Source organism: Deinococcus aetherius (assembly GCF_025997855.1).
Lineage (GTDB): Bacteria > Deinococcota > Deinococci > Deinococcales > Deinococcaceae > Deinococcus > Deinococcus aetherius.
In genome coordinates this window covers 451,740-472,833 of record NZ_AP026561.1, presented here as the reverse complement: position 1 = coordinate 472,833, position 21,094 = coordinate 451,740, and the positions used below count along the sequence as shown (strand labels likewise).

The following is a 21,094-nucleotide window of genomic DNA, read 5'->3' as shown; positions in this document are numbered from 1 at the left end:
GCTCTGTCCGGGCCCGCCGCTCAACCCAGGGGCAGGCGGACTTGAAAGCGGGTCTCGCCGGGCCGGGAGGTCACGTTCAGGTCGCCGCCGTGTCCCCGCACGATCCGGCGGGAGATGTCGAGGCCCAGACCACTGCCGACCCCGACGGGTTTGGTGGTGAAGAAGGGCTCGAAGATGTGGGCGCGGACGCCCTCGGGAATGCCGGGACCGTCGTCCACGATCTCGACGAGGAGGCTCCCCCCCGAACGCACGGCCCGCACGAGCAGGCGGCCCCGCCCGTTCATGGCGTCGACCGCGTTGTCGATCAGGTTGGTCCACACCTGGTTGAGTTCGCCCGCGTTCGCCTCGATCAGGGGCAGGTCCGGGTCGTCCTCGCGCTCGACCCGCACGCCCCGGCGCAACTTGTGCCCGAGCAGGGTGAGGGTACTGTCCAGGCCCCGGCGCACGTCGGTGGGCGCGCGGGGAGCCCGGTCCTGGTGGGTGTGTTCCTTGATCGCCCCCACGAGGTCGGAGATGCGCCCGGCGCTGTCCTCCACCTCGCGCGTCAGGGCGTCCACGGCCAGGGTGGCGCCCAGGTGCCGCACCGAGGCCGTCAGAGCAATCTCTGGCACCCGGCCGGCCAGCGCGTCCAGGTCCCCGGGCTCCACCCCGGCCTCGACCAGCACGGGAGCGAGGTCCCAGGCGCCCGGCACGCTGCGCCCGTCCAGCCACCCGGCCAATTCGTCCTCGCGGTCCCCCCGTTCCAGGGAGGAGAGCGTGGGGTGCGGCCGGGGATCGCCCGCGACCCTGCGCTCCAGAGCCGTGAGGACCCCCCGCGCCGCCGGGTCCAGACACAGGGCGTGCAGTTCCTCCCCGGCGCTTCGCAGGTCGTGCAGCGCCGAGCGCAGGCCCGCGGCGGCCCGCCTTCCCGCTGCGGCGGGGTTGTTGAGTTCGTGGGCCAGCCCGGCGGAGAGGCGGCCCAGCGCGAGCAGCCGTTCACGCACCGAGTCCCCCTGGGAAGCGTCACGGATGCGGTCGGACATCACGGCGACCAGCCGCTGGCCCAGCACCGGGAGGCGGGAGAGCAGTTCGGGGAAGACCCGTTCCGGCACGCGCAGGAGCCACGTCGGCTCCACCGCGCGCGAGGTGGAGGGAAAGCTGGTCAGGCGCGAGTACGGCAGCTTGCCGCTGACCTCGCTCGGCTCCCCCGCGCGGGCGACGTACCGGGTGCCCAGCAGCCCGTCCTCCTCGCGCCGGGCCTCGGCCGCGCCCTCCAGGAAGATCAGCATCATGTCGGCGGGCTCGCCCTGCCGGTTGACCACCTCGCCCTGGGTGTACCGCGCCTCCTGACCCTGGGTGGCGAGCCAGGCGAGGTCCTCTTCCGGCAGGTCGGCGAGGACGCTCACCCGCCGCAGGGCGGCGACGAGCCCGGCGGCGCTCACACGTTGGCGAGGTACTGGTGGACGAAGGAGATCGCCACCGAGCCCTCGCCCACCCCGGAGGCCACCCGCTTCACCGAGCCCAGCCGCACGTCGCCCACCACGAAGACGCCGGGCACGCTGGTCTCCAGCAGCCCCGGGTCGCGGTCCAGGGGCCAGCCCGGTGGCCGTTTGCCTCCCTTCATCAGCTCCGGTCCCGAGAGGATGAAGCCCCGCCCGTCGCGCTCCAGAACGCCCGAGAGCCATTCGGTGCCCGGCTGGGCCCCGATGAAGATGAACAGCGAGGTGGCGGGGAGGGTCTGGGTCTCACCGCTCGAGGAGCAGAACACGTCGATGGCCTCCAGTCGCTCCTCGCCATGCACGCCCACGACGCCAGAGTTAAGCTCGACCCGGATGCCCGGCGTCTGCTCGATCTGTTCGATCAGGTACTGCGACATGGAGGCGGTGAGACTCGGCCCCCGCACCAGCATGACGACTTCCCGGGCGAAGCGCGCGAAGTTCATCGCTGCCTGCCCCGCCGAGTTGGCCCCGCCGACGATGTACACGGTCTCGTCCTTCACGGCCAGCGCCTCAGTCGTGCCCGCCCCGTAGTAGACGCCCGCTCCCTGGAGGCGCTCCAGGCCCGGCACGTCGAGTTGCCGCCACTGCACCCCGGTGGCGATGATCACGGCGTGGCTGCTCACCGAGGAGCCGTCCGCGAGCTCCAGCACCCGGTAGGGCCCCTCCACCCGCAGGGCGGTCGCCGCCCCGGTCACGATCTCCACCCCGAAGCGCTTGGCCTGCGTGACCGCCTCCTGGGCCAGGCGGCTGCCCGAGATGCCCGACGAGAAGCCGAGGTAGTTCTCGATCCGCGAACTCAGCCCCGCCTGCCCGCCCGGCGCCTCGCGCTCGACGATCAATGTCCGCAGGCCCTCCGAGGCCCCGTACACCGCCGACGCCAGGCCCGCCGGACCGCCGCCGACGATCACGAGGTCGTAGAAGTCCCGGTCGGCCCGGGTCTGGAGGCCCACGTGCCCACTCAGCTCGGCGGGGGTCGGCGAGTCCAGCCGGGTGCCGTCGGGCAGCACGACGAGCGGCAGGTGGGGCGGGTCACCCAGCGTGGACGCCAGCCGACTCACCTCGGCGTCGCGTTCCCGGGCCTCGATGTCCAGCCACAGGTACGGGACATGGTTGCGCGCCAGGAACTCGCGCAACTCGTAGGCGCGCGGCGACCAGCGGCTCCCCAGCACGCGCACGCCCTCGAAGGCCGGGCGGTAAGAGGCCTGCCACTCGGCGAGCAGGTCGTCGAGAACCGGGTAGAGCCGCTCTTCGGGCGGGTCCCAGGGCTTGAGCAGGTAGCGGTCCACGCCCGCCACGTTGATCGCCCGGATCGCCGCGTCGGTATCGGCGTAGGCGGTGAGCAGCACCCGCTTGGTATCGGGAAAGAGGGTCACCGTCTGGCCCAGGAACTCCACCCCGTCCATCTCGGGCATGCGGTGGTCGGACACGATCAGGGCGACCGGGGTGCCGCGCTCCGCGAGTTCGCGCAGGGCGCCCATCGCCTCGGGCCCGGAGGCGGCCCGCAGGATGCGGTACTCCCGGCCGTAGTGTGCGCGCAGGTCCCGCTCCACCGCCCGCAACACCTGGGGATCGTCGTCGGCCGTCAGAATCACGGGCTTGGTCGCCATCAGCGGGTCCTGTCCGCGGAAGAGCAGGGGTCGCCCGGTCCTAGGGTGACGTGGTGGTCCTGCCCAGGGTGAGCGCCGTTCGGGCGGTGTTGCTGCGCCGGGAAGAGTTCGACCATCAGCATGGGGCTCCTTCGTGTGCGGCGAGCCCACCTGGGCCCGGTGATCTCGGCCTGGGGCCCAGGAGGAGAGCGGCGAGAAGGTCACCCGGGCGGGCGGCGCACCCGGGCATCACGATGGGGGTGCCCACCTCCTGGAAGCCTGGCCCGGGGCTGGGCTGACCCGGTGCGGGCGGGAGACCTTCTGCGGGCGCCAGTGGCCTGGGCTGACCTTTCATGGTGGAGTGTACACCTTGCAACTTACTTTTGATAACTGAGTGATGAACAGTACACTGCCCGCGTGAGCGAGCGTTTCGACCTCAGCCCCTTCAACCCCGGGTTCCATGCCGCCGCCGAGCTGATCGGTCGGCGCTGGAATTGCGCCATCCTCTGGGCTCTGTGCCACGGTCTGAACCGCTTCAGTGAACTGCACGCCGCCGTTCCCGGGTTGAGCCCCCGCCTGCTCAGTGTCCGCCTGAAGGAACTCGAAGCGGCAGGCGTTCTTCGGCGCGTCGTCATGCCCGGCACTCCGGTGTCCATCTCGTACCACCTCACGCCCAGGGGTGAGGCGCTCAGGGAGGTCTTTGTGGCCCTCGATGCCTGGGCCCTCACCTGGTTGCACGACGACTCCCCTCCCCCTCGTTCTACGGTCTCCTGAACGCACGTCGGGGCGAACAACCCACCTGATCGGTCCCCTGAACGCCCGAGGTCCGCGGCTCTGCGCCCCTTCGGTGATGCTGTTGGCCGGGTCAAACGCTGCGGGCGCGCGTGCTCGCGCCACGTCCACGGTCCACGTACACTGCCGCACGGCCCTGTTCGATCCCGCGGCGCTCGGCACCTTCCTCGTCGCGTCACTGGTGATCATCATGGCCCCCGGCCCTGACTTCGCGATGGTCGTCGCCCGCTCGGTCACCGGCGGGTGGCGGGTCGGCCTCGCCACCACCTTCGGCTTCAGCGCCGGTGTGTTCGCCCATACCCTCTTCGCCGCCTTCGGCCTCAACGCGCTGCTGCTCACTTCGGCCCTCGCCTTCGACATCGTCAAGTGGGTCGGGGCCGCGTACCTGATCTTCCTGGGGGTCAAGGCGCTGCTCGAACGGACACCGCACGTCACCCTGCCCGGCTCGGCGGCGTCCAACGTCACACAGCGCAGCGCCTTCTGGCAAGCCGCCCTCACGGACCTGCTGAACCCGAAGGTCGCGCTGTTCTTCCTGGCGTTCCTGCCGCAGTTCATCCACCCCGAGCGCGGACCCGTTGTCGCGCAGTTCCTCGTGCTTGGCGTGCTGTTCCTGCTCGTCGGGCTGGTGTGGGACGCTTTCCTGGCGGTCCTTGCGGGAAGGGTCGGGGTGTGGGCAGCGCGGCACCCCTGGTTGGTGGTGGTCCAGAACAGGGTCAGCGGCGTGGTGATGCTCGCCCTCGGGATACGCCTCGCCCTGTCCCGCAGAGACGCCGTGTAGCGCCCAGGCGGCACCTGGCCTGAACGGGCGACGGCGAACGTCCGGCCGCTTTCGGCACGAGCAAGCCTGAGCTCGCCCCGGAGACGGCCGGACGCCACGCCACTGGGCTGGAACTGTTGTTTGACCTCGTGTCCGTCGCCAACCTTGCAGCTCATACCTGGAGGACCAGCCCCCCGCCGGGGTAGGCGCCCTGCTGGACCTCTGCGTGCCCGTGGGGTGCGCCTGGATCGGCAGCAGCCCCTGATGTTCTCCGGGCCCGGTGCCCCACCTCACCGACGTTCCAAGCTGCCCGTTCATCCCTCGTCGCCCACCGGGCGGGCTTCCAGGAAATCCACGTCCATCAGGGCTATCCTCGCGTCCGCCCCGCTCATGCCGAACCGCGCTGTGACCTGCCGCGCCTGCTCCTCGCGGCCCCGGCCCGCCAGCGTCTGCGCGAAGCGGACCACCTCCTTCATTCCCGTCATGCATTCTCCCGTGCTGCGATTTTCCGTCATCTCGTTGTCACCCCTACGCCGCCGCCTGGCCGCCTGCCCCTCAGTTCTCCCCGTCCACCAGATATAGATAATCCGGAACCACCAGCGCGCGGTACTCCGGGTGGCGCCGGATGTAGGCCGCGACGAACGGGCACAGCGGCACCACCTGCTGTGACGCGGCGCGGACCGTGTCGAGGGCCGTGCCGATCAGCTTGCTCGCCACGCCCTGCCCCTCAAGGGTTTCGGGCACGAGGGTGTGGGTAAAGACGACGACGTTCCCGCGCCGCTGGTACATGGCGACGCCGGTCTCACCCCCGACCCGAAGTTCGAAGCGGAACTTGCCCGGGTTGTCGTGAACCTGCGCGGCACTCACGTCCATGGTCATGAAAGTCTCTCTTTCGGCGGCCTGGAGCCGCCCAGTGGGGGTGGTGAGCCGAAGCGGTTTCCGTCGTCCCCCGCGGTGGGCCTCTGGCCCGGAGTCCAGGAGCCACGCCCGCCTCACCCCGGGGCTCTCCACCCCTTTCCGCTGGGAACGCTGAGGATTCACGTCCATCGCGCTCCTTCCGTGCGTCCGTCCGCGCCGAGAGGCAGCCGGACCGTAAAGCGCGTGTCGCCCGGCCGTGAGGTCACGCGCAATTCACCGCCGTGCGCCCGCACCACCCGCCGGGCCACGTCGAGGCCCAGACCCGCGCCGCCGCCCACGTCCTTGGTGGTGAAAAAGGCGTCGAACACCCGCTCCTGGAGGGCCTCCGGGATGCCCGGGCCGTCGTCCCCGACCTCGACGAGCACGGCGTCCCCCTCCCGCACCACCTGGAGACGCAGGGTGCCGCGTTCCCCCAGGGCGTCGAGGGCGTTGTCGATCAGGTTCGTCCACACCTGGGTCAGCTCGGCGCCGCGCGCGGGGACGGGGGGCACGCCCGCGCCGTACTCACGCACCACCGTGATGCCCGGGGGCAGACGCGAACCCAGGACCGCCAGCGTGCTGTCCAGGCTCGCCCGCACGTCCAGGTCCTGCTGGGGAGCGCGGTCCATGAAGGTGTAGGCCTTCATCGCGTCCACCACGGCCGAGATGCGCGTGAGCGCCTGTTGCGCCTCGTCTGCCAGGGTCCGGGCCTCGTGGGTGGCCCCCAGCAGGCGCAGGGCGACCCCAAGCTGCCCCGCGTTCATGCCCTCACTCCAGGCGGCCAGCGCGTCCTCACTGAAGTTCAGCTCGAGCAGCGTGGGGGCGAGGTCCAGGGCGTCCGGCACCCCGCGGCCCTCCAGCCAGGTGGTGAGCGCGTCCTCCCGGTCCGCGCGGTCCAGCGGGGACAGGACGGGGGCGGCCCGTTCCTGGGCCAGCGTCTCGATGACCCGTCTGCGCGCCTCGTCCCCCAGGTCCAGCGTGCCCAGTTCCAGGCCCAGGTGGGCGAGCTGAGGCACGGCCACCTGCAACTGCACCGTGCCCCTGCGCGCGGCCGAGGCCGGGTTGTCGAGTTCGTGGGCCAGACCGGCCGCGAGGGTGTTCAGGGCAGCGAGGCGGGCACTCTGCTGCACCTGCGCCCCGAGATCCTGGGCGCGTGACGCCACCGCGCGGAACACCGCCTCCGCCACCCGGGGGAAGCGGGCCATCGTCGCGCTGAAGTCCTCTCCGGCGATGCGGCACACCCGGCTGTCCTGGGCCGCCGTCGCTGTCGCCGTGACACGCTGTCCCGTGACGAGCGAGACGTCCCCGGTGAACTCGCCCCGACGGTGCTCGGCCAGCACGGTGTCCTGCCCGTCGACCCGTTTACTGACCGTGAGCCGCCCGGCCAGGACCACGAAGAAGTCCTCGGGCAGGGCGTCCTCGGTAAACAGGGTCTCTCCCGCCGCCAGAATGACCTCTGCGCCGACGGCGGCCAGGGCGAGGACGTCCTCCTCGGCGAGGCGTGGAAAGAGGGTGGAGTCCTGCGCGTCGTGCAACATGGCTCTCCTGCGGAGCGAGGTGGGTCGATGATCGGTGGCGGGAGCGCGCCCGCTTACCCAAATGTCGGTTCCCGGGCCGGCAGCGCCTCACGCACCCGGGGCGCGACCTCGGTGCCGAGCAGTTCGATGGCGCGCAGCATCTTCTCGTGGGGCAGCATCCCGTTCGTCATCTGGAACGACAGGCGGGAGACGCCGCCGAGCACCTCGTTCACGTCCAGCACCTTGTCCGTGACCGACGCCGGATCGCCGATCAGAAAGGGCCGCCCGGGGCCCAGGAGGCGTCGAACTGCGCCCGGGTCACGGGCGGCCAGCCCCGTTCCCGGCCGAGGGTGGCGACGAGGTGCGCGTAGCCCGGGTAGAAGTCATCGGCCGCTCCCCGGGCGGTGTCCCCCACCAAGCCCAGAGCGTGGACGCCGACGGTGAGCGCCTCCGGCGAATGCCCCGCCCGCCTTCCCGCCTCGCGGTACAGGTCGACAAGCGGCCGGAAGCGGCGGAAGTCACCCCCGATGACGGCGACCATCAGGGGCAGGCCCAGGGTGCCCGCTCGGACGAAGGACGTGGGGGTGCCCCCCACCCCGATCCAGACCGGCAGGGGGTCTTGCAGGGGACGCGGGTAGACCGCCTGCCCGGTCAGGGGAGCGCGAAACCGGCCTGACCAGTGGACGTGGGTGTGCTCGCGGAGCTTCAGGAGAAGGTCGACCTTCTCGCTGAAGAGGGTGTCGTAGTCGTCCAGGTCGTACCCGAAGAGCGGAAAGGCCTCGACGGACGACCCGCGGCCGACCACCAGCTCGGCCCGGCCCCCGGAGAGCAGGTCGATGGTGGCGAAGTTCTGGAACACGCGCACAGGATCGTCCACGCTGAGCACCGTGACCGCGCTCGTCAGCCGGATGCGCGAGGTGCGGGCGGCAGCGGCGCCCAGGAGCACCGCAGGCGCGGAGTCGAGATTGCCGGGCCGGTGGTGCTCACCGATCCCAAAGCTGTCGAGCCCGACCTCGTCGGCCCGCCCGATCTCCCCCAGGAGCTGACGCAGCCGCTCCCGGGGACTGCCCGTCTCCCCGGTGTCCGGGTCGGTGACCACGGCGACGAAACTGTCGATGCCGATCTGCATGGCTCCTCCTGAAGTCGGGCGGCGGGGTGAAGATCACGGTGTGCGGCAAGCGGCGGTCCCGGTCCCGGGTCGGTCTCAGGCTCCCGTCAGCGCCCGCAACTCGTCGTCCTTCAGGGTGAGCGCGGCGCCCGCCACGTTCTGTTCGAGGTGCTCGGCGCTCGACGTGCCCGGAATCGGCAGCATCACCGGGGAGCGGGCCAGCAGCCACGCGAGCGCGACCTGGGGAGGCGAGGCGTGGTGGCGAGCGGCCACGGTGCCCAGCAGGCCGCCGGGCCGGGCCAGCTCGCCGGTCGCCAGTGGAAACCAGGGGATAAAGGCGATTCCCTCGCGCCCGCAGTACGCCAGCACGTCCTCACCGTCACGGTCGATCAGGTTGTAGCGGTTCTGGACCGACACGATGGGCGCGGCGCGCCGGGCCTCCTCGAGTTGTCGCACGCCCACCTGCGACAGCCCGATGTGCCGGATTAGGCCCTCGGCACGCAACTCGGCGAGGGCGCCCACACTCTCGGCGAGCGGAACACGCGGGTCCACCCGGTGAAGCTGGTAGAGGTCGACGCGTTCGAGACGCAACCGGCGCAGGCTCGCCTCCAGCGCGCTCCGGAGGTACGCGGGGCGCCCGTCGGGCACGAACTGACCCTGCGACGGCCGGGTGATGCCGCCCTTGGTGGCGATCACCAGCCCCGGCGGGTAGGGAAAGAGCGCCTCGGCCACGAGGTCCTCGGCGATTCCGGGACCGTAGGCGTCGGCGGTGTCGATGAAGTCGATCCCGAGTTCGGGCGCGCGGCGCAGCACCCTCAGGGCCTGCGCGTGGTCGCGGGGCGGGCCGTACGAGGCCGGGCCGGTGAGCTGCATCGTGCCGTACCCGAGGCGCCTGACCGTCAGATCGCCGCCCAGGGTGAGGGTGCCGGCGGCGGCCGCGGGGGGAGCGGTGTGGGAAGTGTTCGTCATGGTCGTGCCTTTCAAGAACCGGGTGGGGTGGAGCTGTGTGCAGCGGTCTGCCCGCTGTGGGCTACCCCTGACCCACGTCCTCGACCTTCAGGGAGGTCAGCTCCGTGCCCTTCCAGGTCAGGACGAAGCGGGTGGGGCCGCTGTAGTCGCTCGAGGTGTAGTCGAGATCCACCTCCACGCCGCGCGAAGTGACGCGCTCGGCCGTCACGGTCACCTGACCTCCCGCGCCGATCAGTTCGTCGTCGCTCCAGCGCCGGATGTCGTCCCGCCCGCGAAAGGTGCGCCCGTCGTCCTCGACCGCGCCAGTCTCGGTGAAGAAGTTCAGAAAGCGCGGCGTGTCCTTGTCGTTGATCGCCTGAAGGAGGTCATGGGTGTATTGCCGTGCCTGCTCGTCCTGGGTCATGGGTGGCCTTTCGTGACGCCCCGTGTGGGGGCGGCGTGGGAGGAGTTCGCCGCGGCCGCGCTGCTGGGCGAGAGGCGGCGAGGCCAGTTCAGGAGGGACTGTTCTGCCGCCGCCAGCCGCTCAGGGTGGACCTGCCGTCCACCCGGCAGGCCCCTCCCGCAGGCCGCGGGGGTGCCACCGGCTGCTCCCTCGCCAGGACGGCACCAGCCACGCCGACTCGCCTGCACTCAGCCGTCCTGTGGCAACGCGCCCACCTGACGCATCAGGGAGGCCGTGTCGTAGTAGTCCGAGCTGCGCGCGATCCGGCCGCCCTCGAAGGAGAAGGCGGTGAAGACCCGCGCCGCGATGGCCTTGCCCTTCGCGCCCTCGTCGCCGACGAAGCTGTTGTTGCGCCCGCGGAAGGTCCAGGCCAGGGCGCCGCGCGTGCCGTCCGCGAACAGGCCCTCCAGGATGAACTCGAAGCTCTCCACCATTCCGAGGAAGCCCTGCGCGAAACCCTCGACGTCGGGCCCAGTCGCGCTGAAGCCCGACGGGACGTCCTCGTACACGCCGTTCACCGTGTACAGGGCAGCGAGGGCCTTGGCACTGCGCGTGCTGTAGGCGTCCGCCCAGGCCTGGAGGGTGGCGCGTGTGCCGCCCTCCTCAACGTCTCGGTTGCTCATGCTCGCCTCCCTGCCGCGGCGATCACGTCCACCTGAATGAGCAGTTCCGGTAAGGCGAGCGCGGCCACCCGCACGGCGGTGGCGGCGGGTGGGTCGTGCGGAAAGAACTCGCCGCGCACCCGGGCCATCTCGGCGCGCCTGGTCATGTCGGTGAGATCCACCGTCATCTTCACCACGTCGCCGAGCGTCGCCCTCTGCGCTTCGAGGATGGCGCGGACGTTCCCGAAGGTCTGCCGGGTCTGCGCGGCGAGGTCGGCCCCACCCACCACCTGCCTCCGCGCATCTTGCGGTCCTTGCCCGGAGACGAAGATCAATGCTCCGTCGCCGACATTCACGCGCACGGCGTGCGAAGAGTTGCTGACCGGCGGCGCCACGCTGGTGGGGTTGTCAAAGGTTTTTTGCATCAGACTCCCCCCGCCGCGGAGCCTCTCGGCCCCAGGGCGCGGTCGAGCACCGCAAGAGTCGTTGCGGCCGCCCGCCGCCCGGCTTCTTCTGGAGCCAACCGGTTGTACTGCTCGGAGAAAATCTCCGGACCCACAGAGGTGAGCCCGCCGATAGCATTCAAGGTGCGCAGCACGCCCACGAGGTCGAACACGCCCTCACCGGGCGAGAGACGCTTGTACAGGTCCTCGATGGTGCCGCGTGCGCCGCGCGCCGCGTCGCTGAGCTGCACCACGAAGATCTTCTCGCCGGGCACCGTGCGCAGGAGCGCCTCGTCGGGCCGCCCCAGGAAGTAGTGCCACACGTCCATCACCAGGCCCCCGTTCGGCCGGTCGGCCAGGCGAACGATGTCCCAGCCGCGCGCGAGGTCGGGAATGCCGGTGAAGGGGATGAACTCGAGGTGCACGCGCATGCCGAGGGTGGCGGCGCGGTCACACACCCGGGCGAAGGCTTCCGCTCCCAGTTCGGCGGGCACGTCGCGCCCGTAGGGCTCGATCACGGTCATGGAGGTCGCCCCGAGTGCCTCGGCCATGCGGAAGAACTCGTCCTCGCCGAAGTTGTAGAACGCGAAGTCCTCGTCGGAGAGCGTGGCGGGCCGCTCCCAACCGGGCAGCCACTGCGAGAAGGGGTCGAGGGTGCTGATGCGCACCCCGTTCCCGCTGAGCTTCGCGCGCAGGTCGGCGTCCTTGAGCCCCGCCTCCCGGGCACGCCGAAAGTCCAGCGGGAAGATCGACATCTCCCGCATGCCCGCCGCGCGCATGCCGCGAATCCGCTCGTCGATGCTGGCCGTGCGCATCGTGCCCGCCCACAAAAACAGGTTCTCTCCGTCCATACGCCCTCCCGCGCGGCCCGGTGTCGCGCCCGCCTGAACCGGCAGGCCAAGCGCGGCGGCGGCCACGCCCAGCGCGCCCCAGCGCAGCACCTCACGGCGTGAGGGTCCCCCCGGCGGCTCTCCCGGGCTCACCGTCGTCCCCCGACTTCGCTGAAGAAATCCAGCAGCGCCCGGGTGACGAACTCCGGGTTTTCCTCCGCCAGCCAGTGCCCCGAGTTGGGCACCGTGACCGCCCGCAGGTCGCGCGTCACGGGCCGCATCGTCGCTGCGACCGAGCCTTCCGGCCAGATGGAGGCACTCGACACCAGCACCGGCATGGGGAGCGGCGTGCCGGCCACCGCGAGATTGTCACGCTCGTCCTCGTCGAGCGTGCGGTACAACTCGAAGCCGCCCTTCATCTTGTCCGGTTGCGAGTACGTGCGGGCGAACTCGTCGACCTCCTCCTCCGAGATGGCGTCCGGGCGACCCGCCACCTCCGGGTAGAAGTGTCCCAGGTACTCGCGCTCACGGCCGCGCGTGAGCATCTCCGGCACGACCTCCTGGCGGTGGAAGATGAAGTGCGGGAAGTTGAGCTGGGCCACTTCGGTGCCGCGCCCGGGAAGGTAGTAATCGAGGTACGCGAGGCGCCGCACTTCCCCCGGGAACTGCGCGGCGTACTGGTAGGCCACGCCCGCCCCCAGGTCATGCCCGACGAGATCGATCTGTCGCTGCCCCAGCACGCCCGAGATCAGGTCGCGCACGTACTGCGCCAGCACGCGTTTCTCGTAGCTCGGGGGACTGCCGACCGAGTCGCCGAGGCCCGGCAGGTCCACCGCGATGACGGTGTGGTTCTGGGCCAGGGCGGGCATGATGGCCTTCCACTCGTACCAGGTCTGCGGCCAGCCGTGCAGCAGCACCAGGGCGGGTCCACGTCCGCCGACGACGTAGTGCATGCGGACGTCGCGCACTACGGCACACTCGTGGCGGAAGGTGGCGTTGAAGGCGGCGTCGGTCCGGGTCGCGGCGTCGAACGTGCCGGTGCAGGTGCGGCCTCGTGCGGCGAGGAGTTCTGCGGGCGTTGGCGCCGCCTGCTGCGCGCCGGTGCTGGACAGGCCGAGCAGCAGGCCGAGGGTCAGGGCCTGCCGGGAGAGGGTGGACAACATCTGCGACACCTCCGGTGCCAGGAGAAGAACGTGCGGCTGCGGCGAGGAGCGGCACGTGGGAACCGCGCTCCTCAGCTCGGCAGGGCGGGCACGGCGCCGAGCTGGCGCAGCAGGCCGTACAGGTCGTACTCGCCCCAGTGCTCGGCGAGCTTGCCCTCCCGCATCCGCCAGATCTCGATGCGGCCGTAGTGAACCTGCTGGCCGGTCGGTGCCACGCCCATGAACGGGCCGGTGTGCGTGCCCTGCCAGGTCATGCGCACGACGAGCCGGTCCCCCTGCGCCACGACGTCGTCCACCCGGCCCTGGATGTCCGGGAACCCCGCCTTGAGGGTGTCGAGGAAGGAACGGATGCCGGGCACCCCCGCCTCCATCCCCTCCTCGCGCTGCGCGTAGTCGTCCGGAAACAGGGCGCTCAGGTCGGCCGGAAAGAGCTGATCCACTGGCAGAAACTGACCGTTTCCAGCCAGGGACCGAAAGGTGGAGACGAGTTGAGCGTTGGCGTCTGAGGTGGTCTGCATCATGGGTCCTCCGGGCAGGGAACGAGAAAGGTGGCGTGGTGTGACCACACCCGGCGGGGAAGGAGCACGGCCTTCGTGGGCGAAGCGCTGGACGGCTCAGGCGTTGAGACCTCCACTGAACCGGGCATCCACCCACGTCACGCCGTGCGGCGCAGGAGAAGCGGGGTCACCTCCGACGGCGCCCGCCCCATGTGAGGCGTCCAATCCGTGGGCCGGGTGCCGGCCCCCGAGTTCGACCCAGCTTCGGACAGCGGACTCACACGCCGCGGTTCATACCGCAGTCGCAGGCTGTGACGGGAACGGTGCGGGTGGGGAATGGGGCGGCCGGGTGGTGGAGCGAGGCGCACGTCAGCGCTCCGGTCATGTTGAACGGTCCGGCCAGAGACCGTCCAATACTTTCCGGTACCGGCTGATAGCTTTTTCCTATCCATATACTTCCGGTATGGAGTTGCGGCAGTGGCAGTACTTCGTGGCGGTCGCGGAGGAGTTGAACTTCACCCGGGCCGCCGAGCGCTGCCACGTCGCGCAGCCGTCGCTCAGCAAGCAGATTCAACTGCTGGAGGAGCGGCTCGGGGTCACCCTGCTGCTCCGGGATCGTCGGGGCGTGGAACTCACCCCGGCCGGCCACGTCTTCTTACGGGACGCCCGCCGGGTGCTGAGCCAGGTCGAGTGGGCGGTGACCAACGTGCGCCGTGAGGAGCAGGCGCGGCGCGGCCGCCTCGTCATCGGCATGGTCGACTACGCCAACCTGCCGTTTGTTCCCCTGGTGCTGCGCCGCGCGCAGACCCGGTATCCGGACCTCGCGCTGGAGCGCACGGAGATGCCCACCGCCCAGCAACGTCGGGCGTTGCAGGAGCGCGCCATCGACCTGGGCCTGTGTGGGCTGCGGCCAGGAACACCGCCCCTGCCTGGGTTCGCCTACGAGCCGCTGCTGGCGATGCGGTGGTTGCTGGCCATTCCCAGCGAGCACCCCCTGTCGCGCCGCACAGACGTCTCGCTGGCCGAGGTGGCGGGCGAGGCGTTCATCATGTTCTCGCGCCACGTCAGCGCGCCCGCCTACGACCTGATCGTGCAGGTGTGCCGCGACGCCGGCTTCACGCCGAGGGTGGCAGAGGAGACCACTCAGCAGCAGTTGGGGCTGAGGATGGTCGCGGCAGGCCTGGGGGTGATGCCCGTGATGTCGTACGGGGAGGCGCCGCCGGACGGCGTGGTGTTCCGGGAAGTCTTCGGGGACGCGCTCGACTTCACCGTCCACGCCATGTGGCGCCGGGACGACGACTCTGCACACCTCGCCGCGTTCCTGGGTGTCTTGCGAGAGGTCATGGCCGACGGCGCCTGGAGGGTCCCCCCGCCCGAGTCGCCCAGTTCCACACCTTCCCAGCGGGAGGCGGCGCCCGGGGAGGACCTGATCGGACGGGGCGAGACGTTGCTCACCCTGGAAGGGCTGCTCAACCGGCCGGAGGTGCGACTGCTGACCCTGACGGGCCCCGCTGGGGTGGGCAAGACCAGCGTGGCCCGCGCCGCTGCCGACCGACTTCAACGTCAGGGTGGACACCGTGTGGTCTTCGTGGATCTCAGTTCGCTGCGCGACCCGGCGCTGGTGTTGCCGCAGGTTGCCAGTGCGCTGGGCGTCAGGGACCTGCCCGACCGGACGCTGCTGGACGGCGTAGGGCAGACGTTGCACCCGCACGCCACGCTGCTCGTGCTGGACAACTTCGAACAGGTCCTGCCCGCCGCCGCCGACCTGGTGGCCTTGCTGGACGCCAGCCCTGACCTCAGGCTGCTGGTGACGAGCCGTGAGGCGCTCGGGGTGGAGGCCGAGCGGCCCTTCCCCATCGAGCCGCTGGTCCTCCCGGCCCTCGGCGGCACGCTGAGCGTGGGCAGCGCCTTGGAGGCCCCGGCGACCCAGCTCTTCGTGCGGCAGGCCCGGCGGGTGAAGCCCGGCTTCGCGCTGACAGAGGACAACGTGGCCGCCGTGACCCGGTTGTGTCGCCGGCTGGACGGTCTGCCCCTGGCGCTGGAACTCACGGCGGCGCGGGCCGCCTTGCTCTCGCCTGCGGCAATGCTCGGGCGGCTGGACCGACATCAGCCGCTGCCGGGTCGTGGTCCCGCAGGACTGAACGAACGCCACCGCACCCTGCACGCGGCGGTGAGCTGGAGTTACGAGCTGCTCGAGCACGACCGGCGCGTCCTCTTCCGTCGGCTCGGGGTCTTCTCCGGAGGCTTCACGGCCCAGTCGGCGCAGGCCGTGGCGGCGCAGGACGCGGACGTGATGGACGGTCTGGCCGCCCTGATCGAGCGCAACCTCGTGGGCGTGGTGGAGGGCCCGGGAGACGAGCCGCGCTTCACGATGCTGGAGACCCTGCGCGAGCACGCGCTGGAGCGCCTGGAGGAACGCGGCGAGTGGGACCTCACCCGGGAGCGCTTCGTGGCGCACTTCGAGGAACTGGTGCGCGACGCCGAGCATGAACTCGTCGGCGAACAGCAGCACGTGTGGCTGGAGCGGCTGGACCTGGAGATGGGCAATCTCCGGCAGGCGTTCTCGTGGCTGGGCGACGTGGACCGTGCTCTGACGATGGCGGGGAGGCTGTACGCGTTTTGGCACACCCGCGGGCACACCACGGAGGCCAGGGCACTCCTCTCCGGCCTGCTGGCGCGTGGGGGTTCGGCCGGGCCGCGGGCGCGGGCGCTCAACGCCGCCGGGAATCTCGCGCGGTTGCAGGGTGCGTACGACCAGGCCGAGGTCTGGCACCAGGAGGCCCTGACGTTGCGCCGTGCCCTGGGCGAGCCGCGCGAGGTGGGCGTCTCGCTGAACAACCTGGGGGTGGTGGCGCAGATGCGCGGCGACCTGACCCGGGCGGCCTCGTTCTTCGAGGAGGCGCTGACCCTGTTTCGCCCACTCGGGGAGGAGCGCTTCGCCTCGGCGGTGCTCAACAATCTGGGGGAGGTGGCGCGGCACCAGGGTGACCTGGCGCGGGCCGCCGAGTACTACCAGGAGGCGCTGGCCTGGCAGCGGGAGCACGGGCACCTGCGCAGCAGCGTGCTGACGCTCTTCAATATCGGGCAGACCCGCCTGGGGTTGACCGACGTCGCTGGGGCCGAGGTGGCGTTCCGCGAGAGCTTGACGCAGGCGGTCGCCCTGAGGGACGAGGGGCGGATGGGCCGGGCCCTGGAGGGTCTGGGCCAGGTGCTGGCCCGGCGGGGGGAAGCGGAGCGTGCCGCCGAGTTCTTCGGGGCAGGCGCGGCCCTGTGGGAGCGCGCGGGGATGGCGCTTCCGGCGCATGATCAGGAGGGGTTGACCCTGGCGCTCATGCAGGCGCGCGAGGTGTTGGGAGAGGACCGCTACCGCGAACGGTGGACGGAGGGGTATCGGCGAGGTGAGGAGGTGGTTTCGGCACCTCAGGCGCCGGGATAAGTGCCCGAGGAGCAAGCTCCTCGTATTCAAAACCTGTTGCGCGGTAAAGAGGTGGGACCCAAGAGAGGTCGTCTGTGTGCGGCGAAAACAACCCCTTTTGAATCAGAGCTGATTTGAGTCGGTTTTAGGCGCTGAAAACGGCGTTTCCTTGAACCTGGCCCGCTACCGCGCAACAGGTTTTCAGAGGCACCAATTGGAGAGTGGGAAGGAGGTCGAACGATCGGTTGCGCCTGACAGTAACTTTCCTTCCACTGGTGCGGAGACAATATCTACAAAATCTCAGCACCTGACACTTTGCGGAGAAGAGCGTCCTGGACGCAGCGCGGCATGACAAAGGGCGGTATCTGGGTCTGTGACGATCCCTGATAATGCCCGACTGCATGCTGACACGCTGGCCGCCCACCTGAAAGCCCACCTGCCCCATCGCCGCCTGGACGCCCTGCGGCGTCTGGCTGAAGTGCTCCTGGCACTGCTCCAGGCTGAATCCACCCTCCACCGGAAGATCGCCCTCCAGCTCCCTCGGGACGCCAGTCTCGAATCCAAAACCCGCACCGTGGCCCGGGTCTTCCACGACGCCCAACTGACCCCGCAGGACGTCACGGACGTCCTGCTTCCCCTCCTTCCCGAAAGCAAGCTCACCCTGATCATGGACCGCACGACCTGGCATGACGGCCATACGCCGCTGAACATCCTGGTCCTGGGCGCCATCCTCGGCGGCGCGGTGGTCCCGCTCGTCTGGTCGATCCTGCCGCGCCCGGGACCTCGCCCTCCTGGCCGGATGCTCAGCTATGGACGTCGGTGAGGCTGGAGCAAGGTGGTATGCCAACCTCACCACCACCCGCGATGAGCCCCTGCAAGCCGCCTACCACGCCTTGCACTCCGCCGCCTACCTGGGCCTGGACGGCGGTGCCACCACCGGCACCTTGCTCGCTGCCGTCGGGCACGCGCTGCGAGTCCTCGCCGAGCGGGAGGGCACCCTCACGCATTGAAGGGGCCAGGAGTTCGACTGCCTGCTTCAGTCCTCCCACCCTCCAGTGCTTCTCACTCTCCAGAGTGCCGCGTGGCGGCCGAGGTGGACGGGCAGCGTCCCGAGCAACAGGCAACGAGTCACGCCCTGGGCCTGAGCTACCAGCGCGCACCAGTGTATTGTTCCCGCCGCTGATCCGAGCCCCAGGCGAGGCGTAAGGTAAGCCCATGTGCCCAGTCCAGTATGACCGGCTTCCCCCTTCCTCCTCGCCCACGGGGGCCGTGTGACCTCCTGGCCGGTCCAGGACGGCATCTTCGAGCTGGGCGACCTCACCGTCGAGCGCGGCGGCGTGATCCAGGGCGCCCGGCTGGCCTGGCAGACCCACGGCACCCTCAACGCCGCCCGGGACAACGTCATCGTCTACCCGACCAGCTACACCGCCACCCACGCCACCCAGAGCTGGCCCATCGGCCCGGATGGTGTGTTGGACCCCGAGCGGTACTTCATCGTCATCCCAGACATGTTCTCCAATGGGCTCTCGTCTGGCGCCGCCGACACGCCCGACTACCCCGAGGTCGTCACGTTGCGGGACAATGTGCTGGCCCAGTCCCGGCTGCTCGGGGAGGTGTTCGGCGTGGAGCGGGTATCCGCCGTCTACGGCTTCTCGATGGGCGCGATGCAGGCCTACCACTGGGCGGCCCTGTTTCCAGAACGGGTCGAGCGGGTCATCGTGGTGTGCGGCAGCGCGCGCACGGCCCTGCACAACCGCGTCTTTCTCTCCGGGCTGCTCAGGACCCTGGAGGCGGCCCCCGAGCACCTGGGGCAGGGCCGGTTCTCGGCCGAGCCCCGGGCGGCGCTGCGGGCCTTTGCGCACATCTACGCGGGCTGGGGCCTGAGCCAGGACTTCTACCGTGCGGAACTGTTTCGCACGGCCCTGGGCTTCCCCGACCTGGAGACGTACCTGCGCGCGGACTGGGAGGAGGGCTTCGCCGGGTGCCGGGCCGCGAATCTCTACGCCCAGGCGGTGAGCTGGCTGCACGGCGACATCAGCGCGGGCGACCTGTACGGCGGGGACCTGAGCCGGGCACTCTCTGCCATTCAGGCACGGGTGTTGCTGCTGCCTGGTGAGACCGATCTGTACTTCCGAGTGGCGGACAACGCGGCCGAACTCCCCCACCTGCGCTTCGGGGAACTGCGGCCCATCCCAAGCATCTGGGGGCACCGGGCGGGCAGCCCGGCGGGTTTACCCGAGGAACTGGACTTCCTGAAGGGCGAGGTCCGGCGCTGGCTCGCGGGCTGAAGGGGGACGGCCCCGTCCTCTCAGGCAAGGAGGGGTCTCTTCCGTACCTAGGCATGGGGAGCCTCCTCCGAACCTCGTTACCGCCTCCAGGAGGACAGGGTAAGTGGAGGCTCCGACAGGGCAGGCCACCCTTCGAAAGCCCAGCCATGCGCCGCGCGGCCAGCCTGGGTCACCTCCCCTGCCCCAGTCGTGGAAGTGACCCCTCAGGCGTTGCGCTGCATGTCGAAGCTGTAGCGACGACGTGGCTGAAGTCCTGAGCATGCTCTCCCACCATCTCACGCCTTAAGGACGAGCTGTTCCTCACGCAGCCGCTTCCGGCCCACAGGTCAGCCTCGCTTTCCGACCACGGGGAGGGTGGGCGGTTTCCAGTCCGCCTGGTCTACCCCTCCGGGGCAGACCGGTCCTGCCTCAGCCTCCCCGCTGTCACCATGCTTCGCCAGGAGTACCCGGGCACGTACCCCAGCACCCGCCCGGCCTCCCGGACCGAGAGCAACGTCCCGAAGTCCCCGAGGTCCGGCGCGACCGGCACGCCGGGAAACACCTCGGCCATCAGTTCGCGCGAGGGCCGGTTCATCACCGTATCCGCAGCCGCGACGATGACGCTTCGGGCCCCGCTCACGTCCGCCTCCAGCCCCAGGCGGCATGCCTGCGCCACATCCCGCGCGTCCACATAGCCCCACAGGTTCCACTTGCGCAGGTGCGCGTCGGCCCAGAAACCCGGAAAGGCCGCGTAGTCGTGGGGCTCCATGATGTTCGAGATTCTCAGGCCCACGAACCCAATCTTCGACCAGCGCGCGAACTGCTCGGCCAGCGTCTCGCCGACCACCTTGGACAGGGCGTAGGTGCTCTCCGGCAGCGGGAAGTGCTCCTCGTCCACCGGGGCGTAGCGCGGCGGGGTGTCGAAGGGCAGACCGAGCGTCGTCTCGCTCGACGCCCACACCACCCGCTTCAGGCCGCCCTGCACCGCTGCCGAGAACACCGCGAAGTTCATGGCCGTGTTCTCCAGAAAGGTTCGCCCCGGCGTGGTTAACCCGGGCGCGGGGATGTTGGCGAGGTGAACGACCCCGTCCATCCCGCGCAACACCTCCAGCGTCTGCCCGAAGTCGGTGAGGTCGGCGCGCAGGTTCCCCGCGAGTGGGCGAGGCAAGCCCACGGCGTCGAAGGGCACGAGGTCTACCGCGGTCACGTCGTAACCGTGTTTCAGCAGCTCGCGGACGACCGCGCGGCCCGCCTTGCCGCTCGATCCGGTAACGACCACGCGGCGCGCGTTCACCACGCGTAGGCCTCCGGGGCCTGCCCCCCGGGTCCCGGCCAGATCGCGTCCAGTTCCTTCAGGGTCTCTTCTGAGAGCCGCACGTCCAGTGCCCGCAGGTTCCCCTCCAGTTGCTCCAGCGTTCGCGGCCCGATGATCGGCGCTGTCACCACCGGGTTGCTGAGCAGCCACGCCAGCGCCACGTCCGCCGGTTGCTCCCCCAAGTCCCGGCACAGCGCCTCGTACCGCTCCAGTTGCGGCCGGTACTTCTCGATTTGCCCCTGCATCCGCTCGCTCGCCCGGCGGCCCCCCTCCGCCTTTTGCAGCGCACCGCCCAGCAGCCCGCCTCCCAGCGGACTCCACGGAATCAGCCCCAGCCCGAAGGCGCGGCACGCCGGGATGACCTCCAGCTCGACCATGCGGGCCTGGAGGTTGTACAGGCTCTGCTCGGACACCAGCCCCATGAAGTTGCGCTGCGCGGCGATGGAGTTGGCCTGCGCGATGTTCCAGCCCGCGAAGTTGCTCGAGCCCACGTACAGCACCATGCCCTGCCCCACCAGCCACTCCATCGCCTGCCACACCTCCTCCCAGGGCGTGGCGCGGTCGATGTGGTGCATCTGGTAGAGGTCGATGCGGTCGGTCTTCAGCCGCCGCAGGCTGTCCTCACACGCGCGGCGGATGTGGTAGGCCGAGAGCTTCTGGTCGTTGGGGCCCTCGCCCATCTTGCCGTAGACCTTGGTGGCGAGAACGATCCGGTCGCGCGCCCCGGAATTCTGTTCCAGCCAGCGGCCGACGATCTGCTCTGTCACGCCCTCGCCCTGCTTCCAGCCGTAGACGTTGGCGGTGTCGAAGAAGTTCAGGCCGAGGTCCAGGGCCCGGTCCATGATGCGGAAGCTGTCCGGTTCGCTCGTCTCGGGGCCGAAGTTCATGGTGCCGAGGCAGAGGGGGCTGACCTTGAGGCCGGTGCGTCCGAGGTGACGGTAGTCCATGTGAACCTCCTTTAGTGTGGCTGACCCTACGTCCCGCTTCCCGCATGAGGCTGGGCATGGGTCACTTTC

At 70.2% G+C, this 21,094-nt stretch carries 19 protein-coding genes and 2 pseudogenes; 6 read left to right on the top strand and 15 right to left on the bottom strand.

Annotation, left to right across the window (positions count from 1 at the left end; translation table 11 throughout):
• Positions 1-20: 20 nt before the first annotated feature.
• Positions 21-1,421: a sensor histidine kinase gene (locus tag DAETH_RS18360; RefSeq protein WP_264777552.1), complete on the bottom strand. Its 1,401-nt coding sequence runs from the start codon at positions 1,419-1,421 to the stop codon at positions 21-23.
• Complete coding sequence (locus DAETH_RS18355) at positions 1,418-3,085, bottom strand: FAD-dependent oxidoreductase (RefSeq protein ID WP_264777551.1); 1,668 nt, start codon at positions 3,083-3,085, stop codon at positions 1,418-1,420. Before DAETH_RS18355 ends, DAETH_RS18360 begins: the two co-directional genes overlap by 4 nt.
• A 396-nt stretch (positions 3,086-3,481) precedes the next feature.
• On the opposite strand from DAETH_RS18355, the gene DAETH_RS18350 reads away from it, so the two are divergent.
• Together DAETH_RS18350 and DAETH_RS18345 are read left to right on the top strand one after the other, a co-directional pair.
• Positions 3,482-3,838 carry a winged helix-turn-helix transcriptional regulator gene (locus DAETH_RS18350; RefSeq protein WP_264777550.1) on the top strand — a complete coding sequence of 119 codons (357 nt, stop codon included), beginning with the start codon at positions 3,482-3,484 and terminating at the stop codon, positions 3,836-3,838.
• Positions 3,839-4,046: 208 nt separating this feature from the next.
• Positions 4,047-4,634 (top strand): LysE family translocator, encoded by a 588-nt coding sequence (locus DAETH_RS18345; protein WP_264777549.1) that lies wholly within the window; start codon positions 4,047-4,049, stop codon positions 4,632-4,634.
• A 293-nt stretch (positions 4,635-4,927) separates the two neighbouring features.
• On the opposite strand, the gene DAETH_RS18340 is transcribed toward DAETH_RS18345, so the two are convergent.
• The 11 genes and pseudogenes from DAETH_RS18340 to DAETH_RS18290 all read right to left on the bottom strand — a co-directional run bounded on the left by DAETH_RS18340 (position 4,928) and on the right by DAETH_RS18290 (position 13,105).
• The gene (locus DAETH_RS18340; RefSeq protein WP_264777548.1) at positions 4,928-5,098 is read right to left on the bottom strand and encodes a hypothetical protein; all 171 of its coding nucleotides are present in this window, start codon (positions 5,096-5,098) and stop codon (positions 4,928-4,930) included.
• Positions 5,099-5,168: 70 nt separating this feature from the next.
• Positions 5,169-5,492, bottom strand: a complete 324-nt coding sequence (locus DAETH_RS18335; protein ID WP_264777547.1) for a GNAT family N-acetyltransferase — start codon at positions 5,490-5,492, stop codon at positions 5,169-5,171.
• Between the two features lie 158 nt (positions 5,493-5,650).
• Positions 5,651-7,048 (bottom strand): sensor histidine kinase, encoded by a 1,398-nt coding sequence (locus tag DAETH_RS18330; protein ID WP_264777546.1) that lies wholly within the window; start codon positions 7,046-7,048, stop codon positions 5,651-5,653.
• Between the two features lie 53 nt (positions 7,049-7,101).
• Positions 7,102-8,156, bottom strand: a pseudogene (locus tag DAETH_RS18325) (LLM class flavin-dependent oxidoreductase).
• Between the two features lie 75 nt (positions 8,157-8,231).
• Positions 8,232-9,104: an aldo/keto reductase gene (locus DAETH_RS18320; RefSeq protein ID WP_264777545.1), complete on the bottom strand. Its 873-nt coding sequence runs from the start codon at positions 9,102-9,104 to the stop codon at positions 8,232-8,234.
• 61 nt (positions 9,105-9,165) lie between these two features.
• Entirely contained in the window at positions 9,166-9,507 is a 342-nt protein-coding gene (locus DAETH_RS18315) for a nuclear transport factor 2-like protein (protein ID WP_264777544.1), read from the bottom strand.
• A 227-nt stretch (positions 9,508-9,734) separates the two neighbouring features.
• Positions 9,735-10,169: a nuclear transport factor 2 family protein gene (locus DAETH_RS18310; protein WP_264777543.1), complete on the bottom strand. Its 435-nt coding sequence runs from the start codon at positions 10,167-10,169 to the stop codon at positions 9,735-9,737.
• Entirely contained in the window at positions 10,166-10,573 is a 408-nt protein-coding gene (locus DAETH_RS18305) for a RidA family protein (RefSeq protein WP_264777542.1), read from the bottom strand. The genes DAETH_RS18310 and DAETH_RS18305 overlap by 4 nt, the downstream gene beginning before the upstream one ends.
• Positions 10,573-11,574: a sugar phosphate isomerase/epimerase family protein gene (locus DAETH_RS18300; RefSeq protein ID WP_264777541.1), complete on the bottom strand. Its 1,002-nt coding sequence runs from the start codon at positions 11,572-11,574 to the stop codon at positions 10,573-10,575. Before DAETH_RS18300 ends, DAETH_RS18305 begins: the two co-directional genes overlap by 1 nt.
• Positions 11,571-12,584 carry an alpha/beta fold hydrolase gene (locus DAETH_RS18295; RefSeq protein WP_264777540.1) on the bottom strand — a complete coding sequence of 338 codons (1,014 nt, stop codon included), beginning with the start codon at positions 12,582-12,584 and terminating at the stop codon, positions 11,571-11,573. The genes DAETH_RS18300 and DAETH_RS18295 overlap by 4 nt, the downstream gene beginning before the upstream one ends.
• A 71-nt stretch (positions 12,585-12,655) precedes the next feature.
• Complete coding sequence (locus DAETH_RS18290; protein ID WP_264777539.1) at positions 12,656-13,105, bottom strand: ester cyclase; 450 nt, start codon at positions 13,103-13,105, stop codon at positions 12,656-12,658.
• A gap of 439 nt (positions 13,106-13,544) precedes the next feature.
• Here DAETH_RS18290 and DAETH_RS18285 point away from each other — a divergent pair, with 439 nt between their 5' ends.
• The 4 genes and pseudogenes from DAETH_RS18285 (at position 13,545) to DAETH_RS18270 (ending at position 18,784) form a co-directional block, all read left to right on the top strand.
• On the top strand, positions 13,545-16,517 hold the full coding sequence (locus DAETH_RS18285) for a LysR substrate-binding domain-containing protein (protein ID WP_264777538.1): 2,973 nt from the start codon (positions 13,545-13,547) through the stop codon (positions 16,515-16,517).
• A gap of 352 nt (positions 16,518-16,869) precedes the next feature.
• Positions 16,870-17,277: pseudogene (locus DAETH_RS18280) on the top strand (IS4 family transposase); the annotation flags it as partial.
• 28 nt (positions 17,278-17,305) lie between these two features.
• Entirely contained in the window at positions 17,306-17,506 is a 201-nt protein-coding gene (locus tag DAETH_RS18275) for a hypothetical protein (protein ID WP_264777537.1), read from the top strand.
• A 261-nt stretch (positions 17,507-17,767) separates the two neighbouring features.
• The gene (locus tag DAETH_RS18270) at positions 17,768-18,784 is read left to right on the top strand and encodes an alpha/beta fold hydrolase (RefSeq protein WP_264777536.1); all 1,017 of its coding nucleotides are present in this window, start codon (positions 17,768-17,770) and stop codon (positions 18,782-18,784) included.
• 379 nt (positions 18,785-19,163) lie between these two features.
• On the opposite strand, the gene DAETH_RS18265 is transcribed toward DAETH_RS18270, so the two are convergent.
• Complete coding sequence (locus tag DAETH_RS18265; RefSeq protein ID WP_264777535.1) at positions 19,164-20,057, bottom strand: NAD-dependent epimerase/dehydratase family protein; 894 nt, start codon at positions 20,055-20,057, stop codon at positions 19,164-19,166.
• Complete coding sequence (locus tag DAETH_RS18260) at positions 20,054-21,025, bottom strand: aldo/keto reductase (protein WP_264777534.1); 972 nt, start codon at positions 21,023-21,025, stop codon at positions 20,054-20,056. The genes DAETH_RS18265 and DAETH_RS18260 overlap by 4 nt, the downstream gene beginning before the upstream one ends.
• Between the last annotated feature and the right edge of the window lie 69 nt (positions 21,026-21,094).

What these genes read in the sequence shown, in the direction of transcription:
- DAETH_RS18355 (WP_264777551.1), bottom strand. Translation starts at nt 3,085, where the DNA reads ATGGCGACCAAGCCCGTGATTCTGACGGCCGACGACGATCCCCAGGTG.
- DAETH_RS18345 (WP_264777549.1), top strand. Translation starts at nt 4,047, where the DNA reads ATGGCCCCCGGCCCTGACTTCGCGATGGTCGTCGCCCGCTCGGTCACC.
- DAETH_RS18340 (WP_264777548.1), bottom strand. Translation starts at nt 5,098, where the DNA reads ATGACGGGAATGAAGGAGGTGGTCCGCTTCGCGCAGACGCTGGCGGGC.
- DAETH_RS18335 (WP_264777547.1), bottom strand. Translation starts at nt 5,492, where the DNA reads ATGACCATGGACGTGAGTGCCGCGCAGGTTCACGACAACCCGGGCAAG.
- DAETH_RS18330 (WP_264777546.1), bottom strand. Translation starts at nt 7,048, where the DNA reads ATGTTGCACGACGCGCAGGACTCCACCCTCTTTCCACGCCTCGCCGAG.
- DAETH_RS18320 (WP_264777545.1), bottom strand. Translation starts at nt 9,104, where the DNA reads ATGACGAACACTTCCCACACCGCTCCCCCCGCGGCCGCCGCCGGCACC.
- DAETH_RS18315 (WP_264777544.1), bottom strand. Translation starts at nt 9,507, where the DNA reads ATGACCCAGGACGAGCAGGCACGGCAATACACCCATGACCTCCTTCAG.
- DAETH_RS18310 (WP_264777543.1), bottom strand. Translation starts at nt 10,169, where the DNA reads ATGAGCAACCGAGACGTTGAGGAGGGCGGCACACGCGCCACCCTCCAG.
- DAETH_RS18305 (WP_264777542.1), bottom strand. Translation starts at nt 10,573, where the DNA reads ATGCAAAAAACCTTTGACAACCCCACCAGCGTGGCGCCGCCGGTCAGC.
- DAETH_RS18295 (WP_264777540.1), bottom strand. Translation starts at nt 12,584, where the DNA reads ATGTTGTCCACCCTCTCCCGGCAGGCCCTGACCCTCGGCCTGCTGCTC.
- DAETH_RS18290 (WP_264777539.1), bottom strand. Translation starts at nt 13,105, where the DNA reads ATGATGCAGACCACCTCAGACGCCAACGCTCAACTCGTCTCCACCTTT.
- DAETH_RS18285 (WP_264777538.1), top strand. Translation starts at nt 13,545, where the DNA reads ATGGAGTTGCGGCAGTGGCAGTACTTCGTGGCGGTCGCGGAGGAGTTG.
- DAETH_RS18275 (WP_264777537.1), top strand. Translation starts at nt 17,306, where the DNA reads ATGGACGTCGGTGAGGCTGGAGCAAGGTGGTATGCCAACCTCACCACC.
- DAETH_RS18260 (WP_264777534.1), bottom strand. Translation starts at nt 21,025, where the DNA reads ATGGACTACCGTCACCTCGGACGCACCGGCCTCAAGGTCAGCCCCCTC.